At 53.4% G+C, this 17,554-nt stretch carries 13 protein-coding genes; 7 read left to right on the top strand and 6 right to left on the bottom strand.

Translation table 11 applies throughout. The features are described 5' to 3' along the window. Positions 1 to 20 precede the first annotated feature (20 nt). Together deoB and deoD are read left to right on the top strand one after the other, a co-directional pair. Positions 21 to 1,244, top strand: coding sequence for a phosphopentomutase (deoB, locus tag N7387_RS05340; protein WP_024475052.1), 1,224 nt, complete (start codon positions 21 to 23; stop codon positions 1,242 to 1,244). Between the two features lie 69 nt (positions 1,245 to 1,313). Then, positions 1,314 to 2,033: a purine-nucleoside phosphorylase gene (deoD, locus tag N7387_RS05335; RefSeq protein WP_262859035.1), complete on the top strand. Its 720-nt coding sequence runs from the start codon at positions 1,314 to 1,316 to the stop codon at positions 2,031 to 2,033. 373 nt (positions 2,034 to 2,406) lie between these two features. Here deoD and N7387_RS05330 read toward each other — a convergent pair whose 3' ends face one another. The 6 genes from N7387_RS05330 to N7387_RS05305 all read right to left on the bottom strand — a co-directional run bounded on the left by N7387_RS05330 (position 2,407) and on the right by N7387_RS05305 (position 11,744). Beyond that, entirely contained in the window at positions 2,407 to 2,577 is a 171-nt protein-coding gene (locus tag N7387_RS05330; RefSeq protein ID WP_279797473.1) for a hypothetical protein, read from the bottom strand. Positions 2,578 to 2,886: 309 nt separating this feature from the next. Beyond that, positions 2,887 to 5,673: an insulinase family protein gene (locus N7387_RS05325; RefSeq protein ID WP_279797471.1), complete on the bottom strand. Its 2,787-nt coding sequence runs from the start codon at positions 5,671 to 5,673 to the stop codon at positions 2,887 to 2,889. Next, on the bottom strand, positions 5,663 to 7,363 hold the full coding sequence (locus N7387_RS05320) for an ABC transporter ATP-binding protein/permease (protein WP_279797469.1): 1,701 nt from the start codon (positions 7,361 to 7,363) through the stop codon (positions 5,663 to 5,665). Before N7387_RS05320 ends, N7387_RS05325 begins: the two co-directional genes overlap by 11 nt. Before the next feature lie 42 nt (positions 7,364 to 7,405). Beyond that, the gene (locus tag N7387_RS05315) at positions 7,406 to 10,177 is read right to left on the bottom strand and encodes a secretin and TonB N-terminal domain-containing protein (protein ID WP_279797468.1); all 2,772 of its coding nucleotides are present in this window, start codon (positions 10,175 to 10,177) and stop codon (positions 7,406 to 7,408) included. A gap of 65 nt (positions 10,178 to 10,242) precedes the next feature. Continuing rightward, positions 10,243 to 11,205, bottom strand: a complete 963-nt coding sequence (locus tag N7387_RS05310; protein ID WP_279797467.1) for a FecR domain-containing protein — start codon at positions 11,203 to 11,205, stop codon at positions 10,243 to 10,245. After that, on the bottom strand, positions 11,202 to 11,744 hold the full coding sequence (locus N7387_RS05305) for a sigma-70 family RNA polymerase sigma factor (protein ID WP_279797509.1): 543 nt from the start codon (positions 11,742 to 11,744) through the stop codon (positions 11,202 to 11,204). Before N7387_RS05305 ends, N7387_RS05310 begins: the two co-directional genes overlap by 4 nt. A 192-nt stretch (positions 11,745 to 11,936) precedes the next feature. Here N7387_RS05305 and N7387_RS05300 point away from each other — a divergent pair, with 192 nt between their 5' ends. The 5 genes from N7387_RS05300 to N7387_RS05280 all read left to right on the top strand — a co-directional run bounded on the left by N7387_RS05300 (position 11,937) and on the right by N7387_RS05280 (position 17,537). Then, a complete protein-coding gene (locus tag N7387_RS05300) occupies positions 11,937 to 12,713 on the top strand; it encodes an energy transducer TonB (RefSeq protein WP_279797465.1) in 777 nt (258 codons plus the stop codon). A gap of 669 nt (positions 12,714 to 13,382) precedes the next feature. Further along, positions 13,383 to 14,978: an ABC transporter substrate-binding protein gene (locus N7387_RS05295; RefSeq protein ID WP_279797463.1), complete on the top strand. Its 1,596-nt coding sequence runs from the start codon at positions 13,383 to 13,385 to the stop codon at positions 14,976 to 14,978. After that, positions 14,978 to 15,946: an ABC transporter permease gene (locus tag N7387_RS05290; protein WP_279797461.1), complete on the top strand. Its 969-nt coding sequence runs from the start codon at positions 14,978 to 14,980 to the stop codon at positions 15,944 to 15,946. The genes N7387_RS05295 and N7387_RS05290 overlap by 1 nt, the downstream gene beginning before the upstream one ends. Next, a complete protein-coding gene (locus N7387_RS05285) occupies positions 15,943 to 16,749 on the top strand; it encodes an ABC transporter permease (RefSeq protein WP_025153864.1) in 807 nt (268 codons plus the stop codon). Before N7387_RS05290 ends, N7387_RS05285 begins: the two co-directional genes overlap by 4 nt. After that, on the top strand, positions 16,749 to 17,537 hold the full coding sequence (locus tag N7387_RS05280) for an ATP-binding cassette domain-containing protein (RefSeq protein ID WP_279797460.1): 789 nt from the start codon (positions 16,749 to 16,751) through the stop codon (positions 17,535 to 17,537). Before N7387_RS05285 ends, N7387_RS05280 begins: the two co-directional genes overlap by 1 nt. The last annotated feature ends 17 nt before the right edge of the window (positions 17,538 to 17,554 follow it).

The following is a 17,554-nucleotide window of genomic DNA, read 5'->3' as shown; positions in this document are numbered from 1 at the left end:
ATCTGACACAGGAGAGAAGTATGAAACGTACATTTATTATGGTGCTGGATTCATTCGGTATCGGTGCTGCACATGATGCCGCTGATTTCGGTGACACCGGTGCTGACACGTTAGGTCATATCGCACAGGCCTGTGCCCGCGGTGAAGCAGACAAAGGCCGTAAAGGGCCGCTGCATCTGCCGAATCTGTCCCGTCTGGGGCTGGGTAAAGCCGCTGAGGAATCCACCGGACACTTCCCGGAAGGTCTGGATAAGAATGCGGAGATTATCGGCGCATACGGCTATGCCGGTGAGTTATCTTCCGGTAAAGATACCCCGTCCGGTCACTGGGAAATTGCCGGGGTTCCGGTTCTGTTTGACTGGGGCTATTTCAGCGATCATGAAAACAGCTTCCCGCAGGAATTACTGGATATCCTGGTTAAACGCGCCAATCTGCCGGGATACCTCGGTAACTGCCACTCATCCGGTACTGTGATTCTGGATCAGCTCGGCGAAGAGCACATGAAAACCGGCAAACCGATTTTCTATACCTCTGCGGACTCCGTTTTCCAGATTGCCTGCCACGAAGAAACGTACGGCCTGGAAAAACTGTATGAGCTGTGTGAAATCGCCCGTGAAGAACTGACCAAAGGCGGTTACAACATCGGCCGTGTGATTGCGCGTCCGTTTACCGGCGAAAAAGCCGGCTCATTTGAACGTACCGGTAACCGTCACGACTACGCGGTAGAGCCGCCATCAGCGACCATGCTGCAAAAGCTGGTGGAAGAGAAGCAGGGCGAAGTGGTCTCCATCGGTAAAATCGCGGATATCTATGCCCATGTCGGTATCACCAAAAAAGTGAAAGCGACCGGTATTGATGCCCTGTTTGATGCATCACTGGAAGAGATGAAACTGGCGGGTGATAACACCATTGTGTTTACCAACTTTGTTGATTTCGATTCCTCCTACGGTCACCGCCGTGATGTGGCGGGTTATGCCGCTGCACTGGAACTGTTTGACCGCCGTCTGCCGGAAATGCTGAAACTGGTGAAAGAGGACGATATTCTGATCCTGACCGCAGACCACGGCTGTGACCCGACCTGGCCGGGTACCGATCACACCCGCGAACATATCCCTGTGCTGGTTTACGGGCCGAAAGTTAAACCGGGCTCACTGGGCTACCGTGAAACCTTCGCGGACATCGGGCAGACTGTTGCATCCTATTTTAATTTATCCCCGATGGATTACGGCAAAAACATGCTGTAATGTGTCTCTTTTTTCGGGCAGACTTTCAGTCTGCCCTTTCCCTTTGGATTGACTGAAAGGATTTTTTTTATGGCTACCCCTCACATTAATGCCGAACGCGGTGATTTTGCTGATGTTGTTCTGATGCCCGGCGATCCGCTGCGTGCGAAATACATTGCAGAAAATTTTCTGGAAGACATTAAACAAGTCAACAATGTGCGTGGCATGCTGGGTTTTACCGGAACCTATAAAGGCCGCCGTATCTCCGTGATGGGTCACGGTATGGGGATCCCGTCCTGCTCTATTTATGCCAAAGAGCTGATCACTGAGTTTGACGTGAAAACCATTATCCGCGTTGGTTCCTGCGGGGCTATCAGCCCTGATGTCAAACTGCGTGATGTGGTTATCGGCATGGGCGCGAGCACGGATTCCAAAGTGAACCGTCTGCGCTTCAAAGATAACGATTTCGCGGCTATCGCGGACTTCGGGCTGGTACGTAATGCGGTTGAAGCGGCAGAAACCGCCGGGATCCCGGCTCGTGTCGGTAATATCTTCTCTGCGGATTTATTCTATACACCTGATCCGCAAATGTTTGACGTGATGGAGAAATACGGCATTCTGGGCGTGGAAATGGAAGCCGCCGGTATTTATGGCGTGGCTGCTGAATTCGGTGCGAAAGCACTGACTATCTGCACCGTTTCTGACCATATCCGTACCGGTGAAAACTTACCGGCAGAAGAACGTCAGACGACTTTTAATGAAATGATCACTATCGCGCTGGAATCTGTTTTACTGGGCGATAAAAAGTAATTTATTTCAGTCATTATAAAAACCGCTGCCGGTATTATTTTCCGGCAGCGGTTTTTTGTTATTTACTGTTGTCAGGTTCGGTATACATTTCTGAAGCACTGTTTCCTGTTGTCATTTTAAGATTGAAATGACATATTTTACCGGTGGATTTGGTATAGGTTGTGAATATAATTAATGTTAATAATATTGCTATAAAAGATAAGCCAACTATTCTTATAACAGATATTATAAAGTTAAACATAATTACGGGTAATTCTTGTTTTTTATCATAGTGAAAGAGTATATAAGTAAGTTAATAAGAGCGTAAAATAAGGTGCCTGATTAACCGCTACCTGCAACAGAGAGAAACGGGGGGATTCCTCCCCCCTCAGCATCATTTATCACTACAGGACAATGTTGCGTCAACCATCATATCTCCGCCTTTCAATGAAAAATCGGATACCCGATGATTATTGAGTAACGAATTTACAACATCAGAAATTGTAATAGCAGTTATTAATACCACTGCAACTATAGCTAATGTTGTTATTGTTCTTCCGGTCATTTCTCTTGACTCCTTTAATTTAAGGAGGCAGAATCCCTATTGTTCAGGTAGAGATTCGGCCCCGGTTTATGTTGAAAAACGTAATCGGGGCTTTCTTCTATCCGGAACAGGGGAAATATAGCCTGATCCGGACAGAATCAGGCACCCGCAGAAAATATAACAACTGTGTTTCTCCTTATCTCTACCCCATTCGGGTGATAATACGGAGATATATCACAAAATATATTTTCACTCTCCGTTAATACAATGATTGTTATTTTTTTTCAGTTAGCGGAAATAATCAAGCCGCTGTTAAGCGGCTTTGTTTTATTATGGCGGAGTGAGCATAAATAATTTTTCATTCTCACCGCTGTAGCGGGATAATGCCCGGTTTATATCCTCTGCAGTAATCTGATTAATTAACGCCTCTTCTGCGGTTATCCGGGTAAACGCATTATCGTCCCCGGCAATCTGAGCCAGTGATTCTGTCCAGAATGCGGCACTCTGATAAACCTGCTGTTTTTCCAGTAACCAGTTGGCTCTGGCTTCATTCAGGGCATTGTCACTGATACCGTCTGTTTTCAGGGTTTTCAGCACATTCCGGCTTAATGCCGTCATTTCGGCGGCGCGCTGAGGATCGGTGGTGAAATTCAGCCGGGCGCTGTAATACGGTGACGGTAGTTTTGCCAGCATAGAAGAGAAACTCAGGGCGTAAATACCGCCCGCCTGTTCCCGCAATGCACCACGCAACTGTTTGCTGATGATGCTGTCGGCCAGTTGCAGTGTCAGGCTTTCTTTCTGTGACCACTGTGCCGGGGCGGCATACTGAATACTCACCATGGTTTTATCAGAACTGGCTATCGGGTAAGTCCGGCTGAAGGATTGCATTTTGGGTGCGATAGCCGGATCCCGCCACTGCAGGCGCTGACCGGATGCGGGAAGGGTGGCAATCCATTTCTCAACAGCCTGTTTTATCTGTTTTTTATCTGCTGCACCACTGATCACCAGTGTCATGTCCTGTACCGGGCTTAGCAGGAGACGGTGATTTTGCTGTAACTGTGCGGCAGTAAACTGACGCCAGCCGCCGTTTTCATTTATTACCAGACGTTCGCCGTGAGTATGGCTTTCGCGGTTAATGGCATCCAGGAAGCGGCGCTCCACCGGGGTGCTGTTCAGGCTTTCCAGCGTCAGCTGCTGATTGCGGCGTAATTTTTCGCCGCTGAACTGTGGCTGTGTGATCTTCAGGTGCAGCAGTTTCAGCAGGGTATCCAGCTCTTCCGGCGGTGCCTCACCCCGGAATCCGTGGTTCAGCAGTTCGCTGTACGGGCGCAGACTGAGGCTGTGCTGTTTACTGAATAAGGCCAGCTCACGGGCGCTCAGCTCACCGTAGCCGCTGCTTTCCGGCAGTTTCAGTGCCCAGTCGGTCAGTCCTTCCTGTCCGGCAGGCTCCAGTGAGCGGCCGCCCGGAATGCGCAGATTGATCTGAATATTATCTTTCAGGCTTTTATCCTGATGCACAATCACCCGCAGACCGTTGGATAACTGCCACGATTCCGTGGACGGCAGCGGCAGTGCCTGCTCCTGAACAATAGTACCGGCTGCTGCCGGGGTAACATTCAGCGCAACCTGCCGCACGGTCAGGGAAAACGGCCCGGGATCGGACTGCCGGATCTGCTGCCAGCGGTCAGTGAACGCTTTTTCATCAAAACGGGTCTGTTCGCTGTCCGGCCCGAGCAGTGCCAGCCGTGGTGAGGCCTGATTCAGGAATTCGTTCACATGGGTTTTCAGCGTATCCGGCGTGACCGGTTTGAGCAGTTCCCATGCCGTGGTGAGCTGCTGGCGCTTGTCCTGAACCGGCATCCGGTATTCCAGTGCGGTGGTGATGGTATCGGCGAGATAATCATTGCCGTCGCGGGATTCCCCGGCAGCCTGCTGACTGAGTTTCGCCAGCAGACTCTGCCGGGCATCGTCCAGCTCTGCCTGTGTGACGGGCTGTGTCGCCAGGCGCTGAATTTCTGTCCACAATAAGGTGATACTGCCGGGGTAATCCGCGCCCTGCGGATGCACTATCATCAGTTGCTGAAGACGGCGGCTGTCCAGCATAGCGCCCTGCGGGTTGATACTGGCAGCCGGTAACTGTCCGTTATCCACCAGCGCGGTCAGGCGCTGATTAAGGATTGTCACCCAGAGATTATCCAGCAGGTCATCATACTGACCGTCACGGGTATTGAGCGGCGCGCGGATATCTCTCTGCAGCGCGAACTGCATGATGCGCTGTCCCTGCTCCTTATCAAAGATTGGCTTTACCAGCAGCCCCGGCTGCGGGGAAAAACGCTGACGGGCCGGATCATCCTGTGCGGCATCTTTCTTGGCGGGCTGATTAAAATACGCCGCCGCCAGATTACTGACCTCATGGCGGTTAAACTGTCCGATAACCACCAGACTCATCCGCTGTGGCTGGTACCAGGTCTGATAATAGTCTTTTGCTGTGCTGACCGGCGCATGGCGGATCACATCCAATAACCCGATCGGGTCACGCTTCGCATAGAGACTGCCCGTATAGCGCAGCTGCTCAAGGGCATTATTGATGCGGAAGCCGATGCCCTGGCGCAGCCGCCACTCCTCAATAATCACGGAGCGTTCTTTATCAAACGCAACAGGGTCAAAGGTCATGCCCTGTGCCCAGTCGGCGAGCACCTGCAAACCGGCCTGAATCTGTTCCGGCGTGGCCTGCGGCAGTGACAGTTTATAGACAGTTGAATTGAGGCTGGTGGCGGCATTGACATGGCTGCCGAGGTTCAGTCCCTGTTTTTCCAGCTGTTTAAAGCTCTGTGTGTCCGGAAAATGGGTGGTGCCTTTAAAGGCCATGTGCTCGGTAAAATGTGCGAGGCCGCGCTGTTCCTCTGTTTCCTGCAATGAGCCGCTTTCCACCAGCAACCGCAGCTCTGCGCCGGGCTGCGGGCGTGACAGAAGATACACATTCATGCCGTTTGCCAGGCGAATGTGCTGTAAATCACTGCGCTGTGGCAGCGGACGATTATCTGTGCCGGTTGTGCTGACAGCGGTACAGCCGATGAGGATCAGCACCACACCGGCAAAGGTCAGTTTATAATGCATATCGGACTCCTGATGTGCTGGTGGCGGCAGGGGCGGACAGGGCTATCACGCGATCTGTCTCCTGTTGAAGAAAGCGCTGGTGGCTGACCAGCAGAAGTGTGCTGTCCGGCAGACGCTGGCGGAGCAGACGGATCATGCGGACCGCATTGTCATCATCCAGTGCGGAGGTAATCTCATCGAGCAGCATCAGTTTCGGCTGACTGAGCAGCAGACGGGCGATCAGCAACCGCTGCTGTTCACCGCCGGACAGACGCTGACGCCAGTCGGCATCGGTATCCAGTTGTGATGCGAGTACGGCAAGCCCGGTAACGTCCAGCACCTCGCGGTACGCTTCCGGCGTGAACTGTGATGCGGCATGCGGATACGCCAGCAGGGATTTCAGTGTCCCGGATGGCAGATAAAGTGACTGCGGCACCCACATCACATCCTGTTCACGGCGGATATTGCCGCGGTAGTAAGGCCAGTGGCCGCTGAGCGCGCGCAGCAGGGTCGATTTCCCCAGCCCGGAGCGGCCGCTGATAATGGCAAATTCCCCGGCGTGCAGAGAGAGTGAAAAATTCTCCAGCAGCGGCCGGTTATCCGGCAGCAGAATATCGGCGCAAACATCCAGGCGTACTGCGGACTGACAGGTTTCGGTGACATCAGACACTGCGTCATTTTCCAGCAGGCGGACAAAATGGTACAGACGGGTTACCGTCGCCTGCCAGGCTGCTATCTCTTTATAGGCAAAAATAAACCAGCCGAGTGACGTCGCGACACTGGTAAAGGCCTGACGCAGCTGCATTAATCCGCCCAGCATCAGTTCCCCGGCGAGGAATTTCGGCAGTGCAAACAGGATCGGTGCCAGCGCGGTTACCTGCTGATAACCCACGGTATAGAATGATAAATTCCGCTCGCAGCGGATCAGCTGATTCCAGTTGGCCGCCACCCGGGCAAAACGGGCCAGCAATTGCTGTTGATCCTGCAACTCCCCCCGCTGTCCGGCGATAGCATCACCGTGCTGTCTGCGGGTGATCAGTGCCGCACGATAATCCGCCTCACGCTGCTGTTTTTCCATATTCAGTTTACGCAGCGGCCCGCCGATAAGTTGTGTCAGCGCGATACCCACGAGGGTGTAGGCGATACAGGCCCAGAACATATAGCCGTCGATACGCCAGTCAGTACCGGCGACAGAGAGCATAATACTGCCGGAAAGCTGCCAGAGGATGGCGGCAAAGGACACCAGGGTCAGCAGCGAATGCAGGAACGTGATCAGCAGACTGAGGGTGGATTCCACCAGCAGGCGGACATCCTCGGCAATCCGCTGATCTGGGTTATCCGGCTCGCGGGCGGTCAGGCGCAGCAGATAATGGCGGCTCTGCGGCGACAGCCAGCGGCTGAGGATCTGCTCTGTCATCCCCTCCCGCCAGCGGATAGCCAGTTTCTGCCGGAAATACGTACCGAGCACCACCACCAGGATCAGCCCGCTGACCAGCACGACGAAAAATTTGATCAGCTGATACAGCGCCGCACCGTCCAGCTTTTGCAGTGCATTGTAAAAATCCCCGTTCCACTGGTTCATGCGGATATTGAACCAGACGGAAGAGAGTGTCAGCCCGAGAGACAACAACAGTAGGAACCAGCAAAACAGGGCGGCACGCCGCCCCCAGAACGGTTTCACCAGCCAGAAAAAGTGTTTTATTGTTTTCATTGATTATTCATAACGTTAAGAGACATTGCTCACATGCTCAGATTAAAAATCGTAATTCAGCTGTAACCAGAACTGACGGCCCGGATCATAGGCAATCACCTTGTTACCGGCATAGATAAAGGTATCCGCGACATTTTTGTTATTCAGGACGTTATTCACTTCCAGCGAGACAGATGCGCCGTAAGCAAATTCCGGTTTCCAGTTCACGCGGGTATCCCAGGTGAATTTGGATGCGAAATGTTCTTTCTGATAGACACGTAACTCGCCGTACTGCGGATCACGGACCACTTCGTTGTCATGACGGACAGCCTGATTACGCGCTCCCCACCATTGCAGGCGGTTGTACCAGGAAATATTGTAGTTATCCCAGTCACTGGTCAGCTCGACGTTCAGTTTCAGCGGCGAGTTAAAGTTGCTGGCAGGCAGATCACTGACATCGATCACCTTGCCGCCGTACATTACTTTGTCGGAGTTAATGGCATTGCCCGGCTCAAAGAAGGCATAGCCCTGGTCAGACGGGAAGTTGGTTTTGGTATCCTGCCAGACGATTGAGGAGGTAAAGACATGAGTTGCCTGACCCCATTCCCACGGCTGACTGTTACTGACTGCCAGGGTGACGGAATCATGCTTGCTGCGTCCGGCATTATCAAAGGTGCGGATGTTGCCTTTGTCGGAGTATTTGTCCGGGCCGGTCAGATTGGTATATTTGGTGCGGCTGCGGACTTCATCGTAACCTTCGCGGTGGACATAGGTCAGACGCCAGGTGGTGCTGAGGATTTCCTGTTGCAGGCCGAGGGAAATTTCATCGTTATACGGCGTTTTCAGTGAATCCAGACCTTCAAAATCATTGCTCGGGATCCAGTTTTCTCCCCAGTTACACATATAGCATTTTTCCAGCCCGGCATTTTGCGCACCGTACAGGGCGTAGGTCAGCATGGAGCGACCGTAATAACGGTTGGCACCGGCGATCAGCAGCGTTTCTTTATTGCCGAACAGATCATAAGTGGCGGCCAGGCGTGGTGCGACATTGGTGCGCTGAACAAAATCATCCCGATCCACGCGGATACCCGGACGCAGTGTCAGACGGCCAATCTCAATATTGTCATCGGCAAACAGCGCGTAGTTGTTATAACTGACCGAGGCCGTTCCCGGCAGGAAACGGTGGATATTGGTCATCTCCATGCCCATATCCGCATAAGTGGCTTTGTCATCACTGGTGTGATAATGCGATTTATCGCGGATATAGCGGCCTTTGGTATGGGTGGATTCCATCCCGAGTGTCGGGCGGTGTGTGATCCCGAAGCCTTCTGACGGCAGGAAACGGGCAACGGCTTTGGTGGTGACATTGTCCTGCTCTGTCCGCAGATCACCCAGTCCGCCCATTTTGGTGTTAACAATCGTTCTTCCGTCCGGTAACCGGTTCTTCATTTCATAGAAATTCTGCTCATCATTCACGCGGTTATCTTTCAGTTTCTGATAACCCAGGGTGAATTCCAGATCAGCCAGACTGGTCTGGTGCTTCAGAACACCGGTTACGCCTAACCCTTTGTGATTATTGTCATAACCGGAGTTGGCAATATTGGAGGCGAATAAACGCGCCTTGTAGTCAGAATAATTCAGGGAAATATCCGCCGTGGTGACCGGCGAGAGATCCATCGCATACTTCACAAACAGGTTGTCTGAGGTACGTTTCTGGTTACGTTTTCGCTTATCAAATTCATAACCGACCAGATCGTCGCCGTCCATCACCGCCATCAGTACCGAGGTATTGGCCGGGATGGTGGAGGTACGGCGGGAGGCCGATACTGTCAGGCCGCTGTTTTCTGTCACGCCGACTTCAAACCAGCCGCCGAAATCGTGTTTGTTATATTCATTCTGGAAACGGGCCGGATGGCTGATATCATTTTTTGATGAATCAATCGGCTGTGAGGAATCCTCAAACAGATGATTCCAGGCGGAGCGGGTGGTGCGGTAATACATATGGCCGCTGTTTTCGCCGTTCCAGCGGCGGCTGGTGACATCCACACTGCCGCCGGTAAAGCCGCCGAATTCCACCGGGATGTTGTTATCGTAAACCGTCACGCTGTCGATCAGACGGCTGTCGATATACATGCCCTGGTCGCCGCTGTCCAGACGGGTGGAGGTTTCGCCCAGGGTATCTTTTGCCGGGTCGAAATCGTTGTTAAAACTGATGCCGTCGAGTTTATAGGCGTTCTGGAAACTGGACGCGCCGTGAATGGAAATCCGTGACGGTTTGATTTCGCCCTGGTTGAGGGACGAGCTGTCATTACCGGCGAACTGCACCGCCGGGTTGGTGCGCAGCAGCTCCGTGACGTTGCCGTCACCGGTATTGCGCTGGCGGATCTCCTCCGCAGTAATGTATTGCGGGGCCGACATGACATCGGTGGCCGGATGGTAAGCCAGTTCGCCCTGAACCCGTGTTTCCGGGATTAAAATGGTTTCCGCTTCCGTGGTCAGCGGGCGGATAACATAGCTGCTGCCCTGCTGTACCAGTGTCAGGCCGGAGCCTGCCAGCAGTGTCTGAATGGCGGTCTGCGCGGAATAGCTGCCGTGCAGAGCCGGTGCCCGCAGTGCGCCGAGCTGCCCGGCATCATACAGTAACTGGATTTGTCCCTGCTGCGCGATGGCGTTCAGCGAACGGCTCAGTGCCTGTTCCGGCAGATCAAGCGTGAGATCTGCCGCCCCTGCCGGTGCCGCTGTCAGCCCGAGTGCCAGCACAATGGCGGAGCTGACAGCCCTGATGCTGAATGGTGATGGTTTTATTGTCATTTTTATCATTTCCGGAAGTGTCATCGTTATCCCCTGTATCAGAAGACGCGGAAATGAGAATTATCCTCACCTGATAATTATTCTTTTTTTCATTTATTTTTATTTTTCTTCACAATCAACAGGCTGCCGTCATGCAGTTCTGTGACTTCAACCGGTAACAGCAGCGGCAGTGCGGTAAAAAAGGCATCGGTTTCGGAAAGGGTGACCCGGCCGGAGACGGTCAGATCCGCCGCATTGGCGGCAAGTGAGACGGAGTGGCTGCTGTAAGGTGCGAGGCGGTCAGCAACATCACGCAGCGGGGTATCGGTGAGGGTGATTTGTCCGTTGCGCCACTCCCCGGCCTGTTCCGGCGGGATATGGCTGAGCAGCAGTGCAGCTCCCGGCGCGGGGCTGACGGCTTTATCCCCGGCGCGCAGATACACCGGTTTTTCATCCGGCGTATCCCGCAGAGCGACAATCCCGTTTGCCACGGAGACTGCCACTTCTGTTCCCCGGCGGCTGACATCAAATTCCGTGCCGACAACGGTTATCTCTCTGCCGTCCGCGCGGATAACAAACGGTCGCCACGGGTTGGATTTCACCTGAAAAAAGGCGGTACCGCGCACGAGGGTGATGCGGCGGTGTGTCTGTTCATAGGCAATATCCGCTTCGCTGTCACGGCTGAGAAAAATACGGCTGCCGTCCGGCAGGATCATGGATTTGCTCTCTGCGGCGGTGGCGAGTGTCAGGTTATCCATCAGCAGGGCGGGTAACTGACTGTAGGGCAGAAACAGCATTACCAGGATAAACAGTCCGGCGAGGGTATGACGCAGCTGGCGCAGGAGCGGAAAAGTCCTTACAGGTGTCTGCTCTGTGATTTCCGGACGCGGCAGAGCCGACATCTCCCGCCACAGCAGTGCCATATCATCAAACGCCTGCCGGTTTTCCGGGCAGGCCGCCAGCCATGTCTGTAATTCCCGCTGCTGCTGTGCCGTCATGCTCTGGCTGTGCCAGCGCGTAAACCATAATGCGGCGGCGTCTTCCCGTTCGTCCTGCTCCCGCCGGTCTGTCATTCCCCGTCCTTCTGTTCTGCGGCATTCATGGCGCGTTTACATTGCAGCAGGGCACGGGCGATATGCTTTTCCACCATACTGACAGAAATATCCATCCGTTCTGCAATGTCACTTTGCGAAAGTCCGTCAAACCGGTAAAGCACAAAGGCTTCCCGCTGACGGGGCGGCAGTGCATTCAGCACCTGATACAGCCGGTCCAGGCGCTGCCGGTGTTCGAGCTGTACCTGAGGATCGGCTTCCTCCTGTGCCACGTCCGCCGCCAGTGAATCATTCCATTCACTGACACGGTCACGTCCCTTCCGCCGGCTGTGACGCCGGTGGTCGGTCAGCACATTGTTGGCGATCTTAAACAGGAACGCGCGGGTTTCCTGCACAGAGGTCTCGTTGCCGCCTTTGAGCCAGCGGGCAAACACATCCTGCGACAAATCCCGTGCATCCTGAGTGTTGCCCAGCCGCTTATGGAAGAAGCGGACAAGCTGATGGTAGGTTGAGTGATAAGCACCGGCGATAAGCCTGCTTACCGATTTTTCAGTCGTCATTTTTCTGGTGTGTGTCGAAGTCATCGTAATTGAAGGAGTCATTACGCATTGCTTAGAAAAATCCAAAAAATCTCATTGTTGTTATTTGAATTATTATTTAATAATAAAAAGCAATATCATTTGCGTTATCATTATGCCTGTAATTTTACAAATTGAAATACGTGAATAACGATTAAAAAAGTGAGTTGAGTGATGTTGAATATGGCTGCGGCCTGTTATCAGAACAGGCGATATTCAGTCGGCGGTACGGTTGCCAGTGTGGGCGCACACGTGCTGTTGCTGGCATTGTTTCTGGGCTGGCTGAGTTTTTCAGCGGACGATCCGAAAGGCATGCTGCCCCCGGCGTTTGTGCTGACAGCGGGCGTTTATCAGCTGGAAAGTACACCGCCGGAAAAGGCGGAAGGCGTCAGACAGGTGATGTCACAACCGGCACCACAGCCGGTGGCTGAGCCGGAGCGGGAATCTGTGGTTGATAAACTGGCGGTTTCTGATCAGGGCACCTGGACGCGGAAAGCGGAGAAACCAAAGAAAAAAGCAGAGAAAAAGCCGCTGACGGAGATCAAAATGCCGGAAACGGATAACCCGTCCCCGGTACTGGCAGAAAGCACTTCCGCGCCGCGTCAGGGCGACAGTTCCGCGAGCCGCGCGGATTTTACCAGTCATGCACTGCAACCGGTCAGCGGCAGTACCGGCTGGGAAAGCGCAGTGCATTCGCATCTGGCGAAATACAAACGCTATCCGCGTGCGCTGCTGCGTTATAAGTCCACCGGTGTTTCTCATGTGAAAGTGACACTGAACATGCAGGGAAATGTTATCTCTGCGGAGCTGGTCAATTCATCCGGCACAAAATTGCTCGATAAAGAAGCACTTGCCACCGTACAACGGGCATCCCCTTTTCCGCTGCCGCCACAGGAACGTGGCAGAAACGGCCATATTGAGATAGTCACCCCCATCGGTTTTTATCTGTAACCAGCAGACAATTCCCGAAATTTCATTTTTATTACCAGGAATTGTCTGTATTTTCCGTTTTTTTATTTCTCACGTGACCTTTTCCCTGTTCAATATTTCGGTTTTTATATGGGTTTTCTTAATTTATCTGAATGAGTTTCAGTCACTCATATTGTAACAAGCACAGTAAGGCCGGTTCAGGCCTGGATAAAATGCTGTTATGACGTATTCCGATAGTATTTTCAAAACAGAAATAATTAATTTAATTAATCAATTTGTCGGAGAAATTCAACCGTTATTCTCAAAAAGAGTGTGCTACACTGCAAAAAAAAGGGGCTGCGGTGGTGCTGATAATACTCCCCCGGAGCTCATGTGTAATAAGTATAATATCTTGGCAAATCATCATTTTTTTGTCTGTTTATGGGGTAATTGTTACAAAATATTTCATTTGTGAATTATCAGAGAAATATAAAATAGCGTTATTATTCAGCAGCAATATTGAATAAAAGAATTTAATATATGAGAAATCCGATTTTTACCACGATTCATTAGTATGCATCATTTCCGGACGTGATTTTAGTGGCATAAACTCTGTTTTCTTTGGTAGATTAATTTTTACAGGTGATTTTTCGTAATACCGGATTAACTTAAAATTAAATAATGAAAATTTTAGTTAGGTAAGGATGAATAATGACTAAAAAGTCAGTTTTTGCAAGAACACTCGTCTCTCTGCTGTTAGGTACAGCAATCAGTGCTTCAGCGCTGGCTGCGGCAGAAAATACCGGTCATACATTGCGGCTGGCCATCGGCGCAGAACCGACAGAAGGGTTTGACCCGATGCTCGGCTGGAGCCACGGCAGTTATCTGTTACTGCACAGCCCGCTGCTCAAACAAAAGGCCGATCTTTCCTGGCACAGCTATCTGCTGGACAGCTACGACCACAATGCCGACGGCAAAGAGTGGACACTGAAGCTGAAAAAAGACCTGAAATTCTCTGACGGCTCCCCGCTGACTGCCAAAGATGTGGCGTTCACTTATAACAATGCCGCCGCCGGCGGCGGCAAAATCGACATGGGTAACTTTGCCAAAGCGGAGGAAATTGACCCGCTGACAGTGAAAATCACCCTGTCCGAACCTCAGAGTACGTTTATCAACGTGCTCGGCTCTCTCGGGATTGTGTCTGCTGATAAATATGATGCCAGACAGTATGCCCAAAAACCGGTGGGTGCCGGGCCGTACCGTCTGGTGGCTTTCCAGCCGGGCCAGCAGCTGATTGTTGAGGCAAACCCGTATTACGCCGGGCCGAAAAACGACTTTAATAAGCTGGTGTTTGTGTTCCTGGATGAAGATGCCGCCTTTGCGGCCGCACAGAGCCGTCAGCTTGAGGTTGTCCGCATTCCGCCGGTGATCGCCGCAACTGCCGGTGATGTTAAAGGAATGAAACTGGTGGAGCGTGCCAGCGTGGAAAACCGCGGTATTGTCTTCCCGATTCCGAAAGCCGGTGAAAAAGACGCACAGGGTTATCCGATCGGTAACGATATCACTGCCGATATCGCCATCCGTAAAGCCATCAACTACGCGATTGACCGCAAACTGCTGTCTGAACAGGTGATGGAAGGGTACGCCGTACCGGCCTTTACCGGTGTTCACGGGCTGCCGTGGAACAATCCGGAAGCCGCCTTTAAAGATGGTGATGCGGAAAAAGCCAAACAGATTCTGGAAGACGCCGGCTGGAAACTGAATAAAGACGGGCTGCGTGAAAAAGACGGCAAAGTGGCCAAACTGACGCTGTGGTACACCAGCGGGGATACCACCCGCCGTGACCTGGCTCAGGCTATCCGCGCCTTCCTGAAACCTATCGGTATTGAACTGGATTTACAGTCCGGCAGCTGGGAAACCGTCGAACGCCATATGCACGCCAACCCGACGCTGTTCGGCTGGGGCAGTCTGGATCCGATGGAGTTAGTCCATCACTACAGCAGCAAAGCGGCGGGCGTGGAATTCTACAACCCGGGCTATTACAAAAATCCGCAGGTGGATGCCATCCTTGAGAAAGCCATGAGTGCACCGGACCAGGAAGCGGCTATTCCTGTCTGGCAGCAGGTGGACTGGAACGGCAAAACCGGTACCGGGATTAAAGGGGATGCCGCCTGGGCGTGGCTGCTGAATGTGCAGCATACCTATGTGGTGAGTGATTGTGTTGATTTGGGCAAGGGCGCACCGGAGATCCACGGATCATGGTCACTGCTCAACAGTGTGGATGATTGGGCCTGGACCTGTAAATAATGCGCAGTGCCCTGTTCCTTTTCGTGCGGTTTGTTTGTCTGCTGACGGTCACGGCGGCGGGGGTATTTATCCTCCTCAGTTATTCGCCAATCGACCCGATCAGAGCCTATATCGGAAATGATCTGCTGCATGTTCCGCCGGAGCAGTATCCGGCGATTGCAGCCCGCTGGGGACTGGATCAGCCGCTGTGGCAGCGGTTCTGGATCTGGTTCTCGCAGATGCTGCGGGGCGATCTCGGTTACTCCATGCTGTATAACGCGCCGGTGTCAGAGGTGATTTCGGCGCGGCTCGGACCGTCACTGGCACTGCTTATCAGCGCCTGGCTGCTCTCGGGCATTGCCGGGCTGCTGCTGGGACTGGTGGCCGGGCGTTACCTGAACCGCTGGCCGGACAAAATGATTTCGGCGCTGTCGTATCTGCTGGCTTCGATACCGACATTCTGGATAGGGTTGCTGCTGTTGTCGCTGTTTGCGGTCACCCTGAACTGGGCACCCATCTGTTGTGCCTGGCCGATGGGCGAGGATGCGGACACGGCAACCGTCGGGCAGAAAATTCATCACCTGATTCTGCCGGTGCTGGCGCTGGGCTTACTCGGTGTCGGTAACATTGCCCTGCACACACGGGCAAAAGTGGCGGAAGTGATGGGAACCGAATTTATCCGTTATGCGAAAGCGCAGGGGGATAAAGGCTGGCCGATGATTAAATTTCATGTGTTGCGTCACGCTATTACCCCGGCACTCTGTTTACAGTTTGCCTCTGTGGGGGAACTGCTGAGCGGTTCTCTGCTGGCGGAGAAAGTGTTCGCCTATCCGGGACTGGGACAGGCGACGATAGACGCGGGGCTGCGGGGGGATATCCCGCTGCTGATGGGCATTGTGATGTTTTGCGCGATCCTGATTTTTATCGGTAACAGCACGGCGGATATTTTACTGCGCCGCGTGAATCAGGGAGTGATCCGCGAATCATGACGCATAACCCGAACCGCGCGCTGTTAAAACTGACGGGCACATTACTGATGCTGATCCTGCTGGGCGTGTATGCCATCTGGATCACACACACTGATATTGATATGGATTTCCTGGCGCGGCGGCAGGCACCGTCTGTCGCGCACTGGTTCGGCACTGACAGCCTGGGGCGTGATCTGTGGGATCGCACTTTTCAGGGGATGGCAACCAGTCTGCAGATCGGGCTGATTTCCGCCCTGACCAGCGGACTGGTGGCGCTGACGATGGCCGGGTTATCAACAATTAACAAAGGGACAGATTATCTGGTGCGCGGGGTGATTGATGCACTGCTGGCACTGCCGCACCTGCTGCTGCTGATTTTAATCTGTTTCACTCTGGGCGGCGGAAAATCCGGCGTGATCTGGGCGGTAGCGCTGACACACTGGCCGAAACTGACGCTGATCCTGCGCTCAGAAATTTTGCGGGTACGGGAAACGGATTATGTGATGCTGGCGCAGCGTATGGGAAATTCACGGTTGTATTGCTGGCGTCATCATTATCTGCCAATGTTATTACCGCAGTGGATTGTCGGCACGCTGCTGATGTTCCCGCATTCGGTACTGCACAGTGCGGCGCTCAGTTTTCTGGGCTTCGGGCTTGCGCCGCATGAGGCATCACTGGGGATCCTGCTGTCAGATGCACTGCGCTATCTCAGTACCGGTGCCTGGTGGCTGGCATTTTTCCCGGGACTGGTGCTGGTCGGACTGGTGTTACTGTTTGATCAGTTTGCGAAAGCCTTACAACAGCTCTGGCTGAGGATCGCATAATGCTGAAATTTAACCGGCTTGCCATTGATGTCGCGCAGTTCAGCTGGCTGCGGAAAAAACGCTGGCAGCCGCTGCTGACGGATATTTCCCTGGCGGTTCAGCCCGGTGAGCTGGTGGCGCTGGTCGGCAGCAGCGGAGAAGGCAAAAGTCTGCTGCTGCAGAGCGCGCTGGGGCTGCTGCCGGACAATATGCGCTGCCGGGGCGCTATCTCGCTGGCGGGAGAAACCCTGACGGATGAGAGCAAGCAGCTGCACCGGGGCAACACCCTGTGTTATGTGCCGCAGGGGGTGAGCGCGCTCAATCCGCTGGTGCGGGTCGGCCCGCAGCTGGAACGCGCAGCCACGCTCAGCGGTATGCATGTGAAGATGCACGATGTGGCGCGTCAGCTGCAACGTTATAACCTCCGGCCTGAGCTGACGGACGCCTTTCCGAACCGGCTCTCAGGCGGGATGGCCAAACGGGTGCTGACCTGTGGCGCGACCCTGACCGGGGCGCAGTACATTCTGGCGGATGAAATTACCTCCTGGCTGGATGATGAACACGCGGGGCAGATACTCGCGCACCTGAAAGTGCTGTGTGCGGACGGGCGCGGCGTATTGTGGGTCACGCATGATCTGGCAATGGCAGCCCGCTTTGCTGACCGGATTGCGGTGCTGCGTCACGGGGTTTTACAGGAAACACTGACATCACAGGCGTTACTGAACGGGGAAGGCAGTCCGTGGCTGCAGTCACTGTGGGATGCATTGCCGGAGCACCGTTTTCTGGCGGGCAGAAACAGACCGGGATGAGGCGATAATAAAATTGA

Origin of the sequence: Morganella sp. GD04133 (assembly GCF_029835375.1) — a bacterium.
Lineage (GTDB): Bacteria > Pseudomonadota > Gammaproteobacteria > Enterobacterales > Enterobacteriaceae > Morganella > Morganella morganii_B.
Note: the sequence above shows the minus strand (reverse complement) of the source record. Positions and strands in the feature narration are given on the sequence as shown.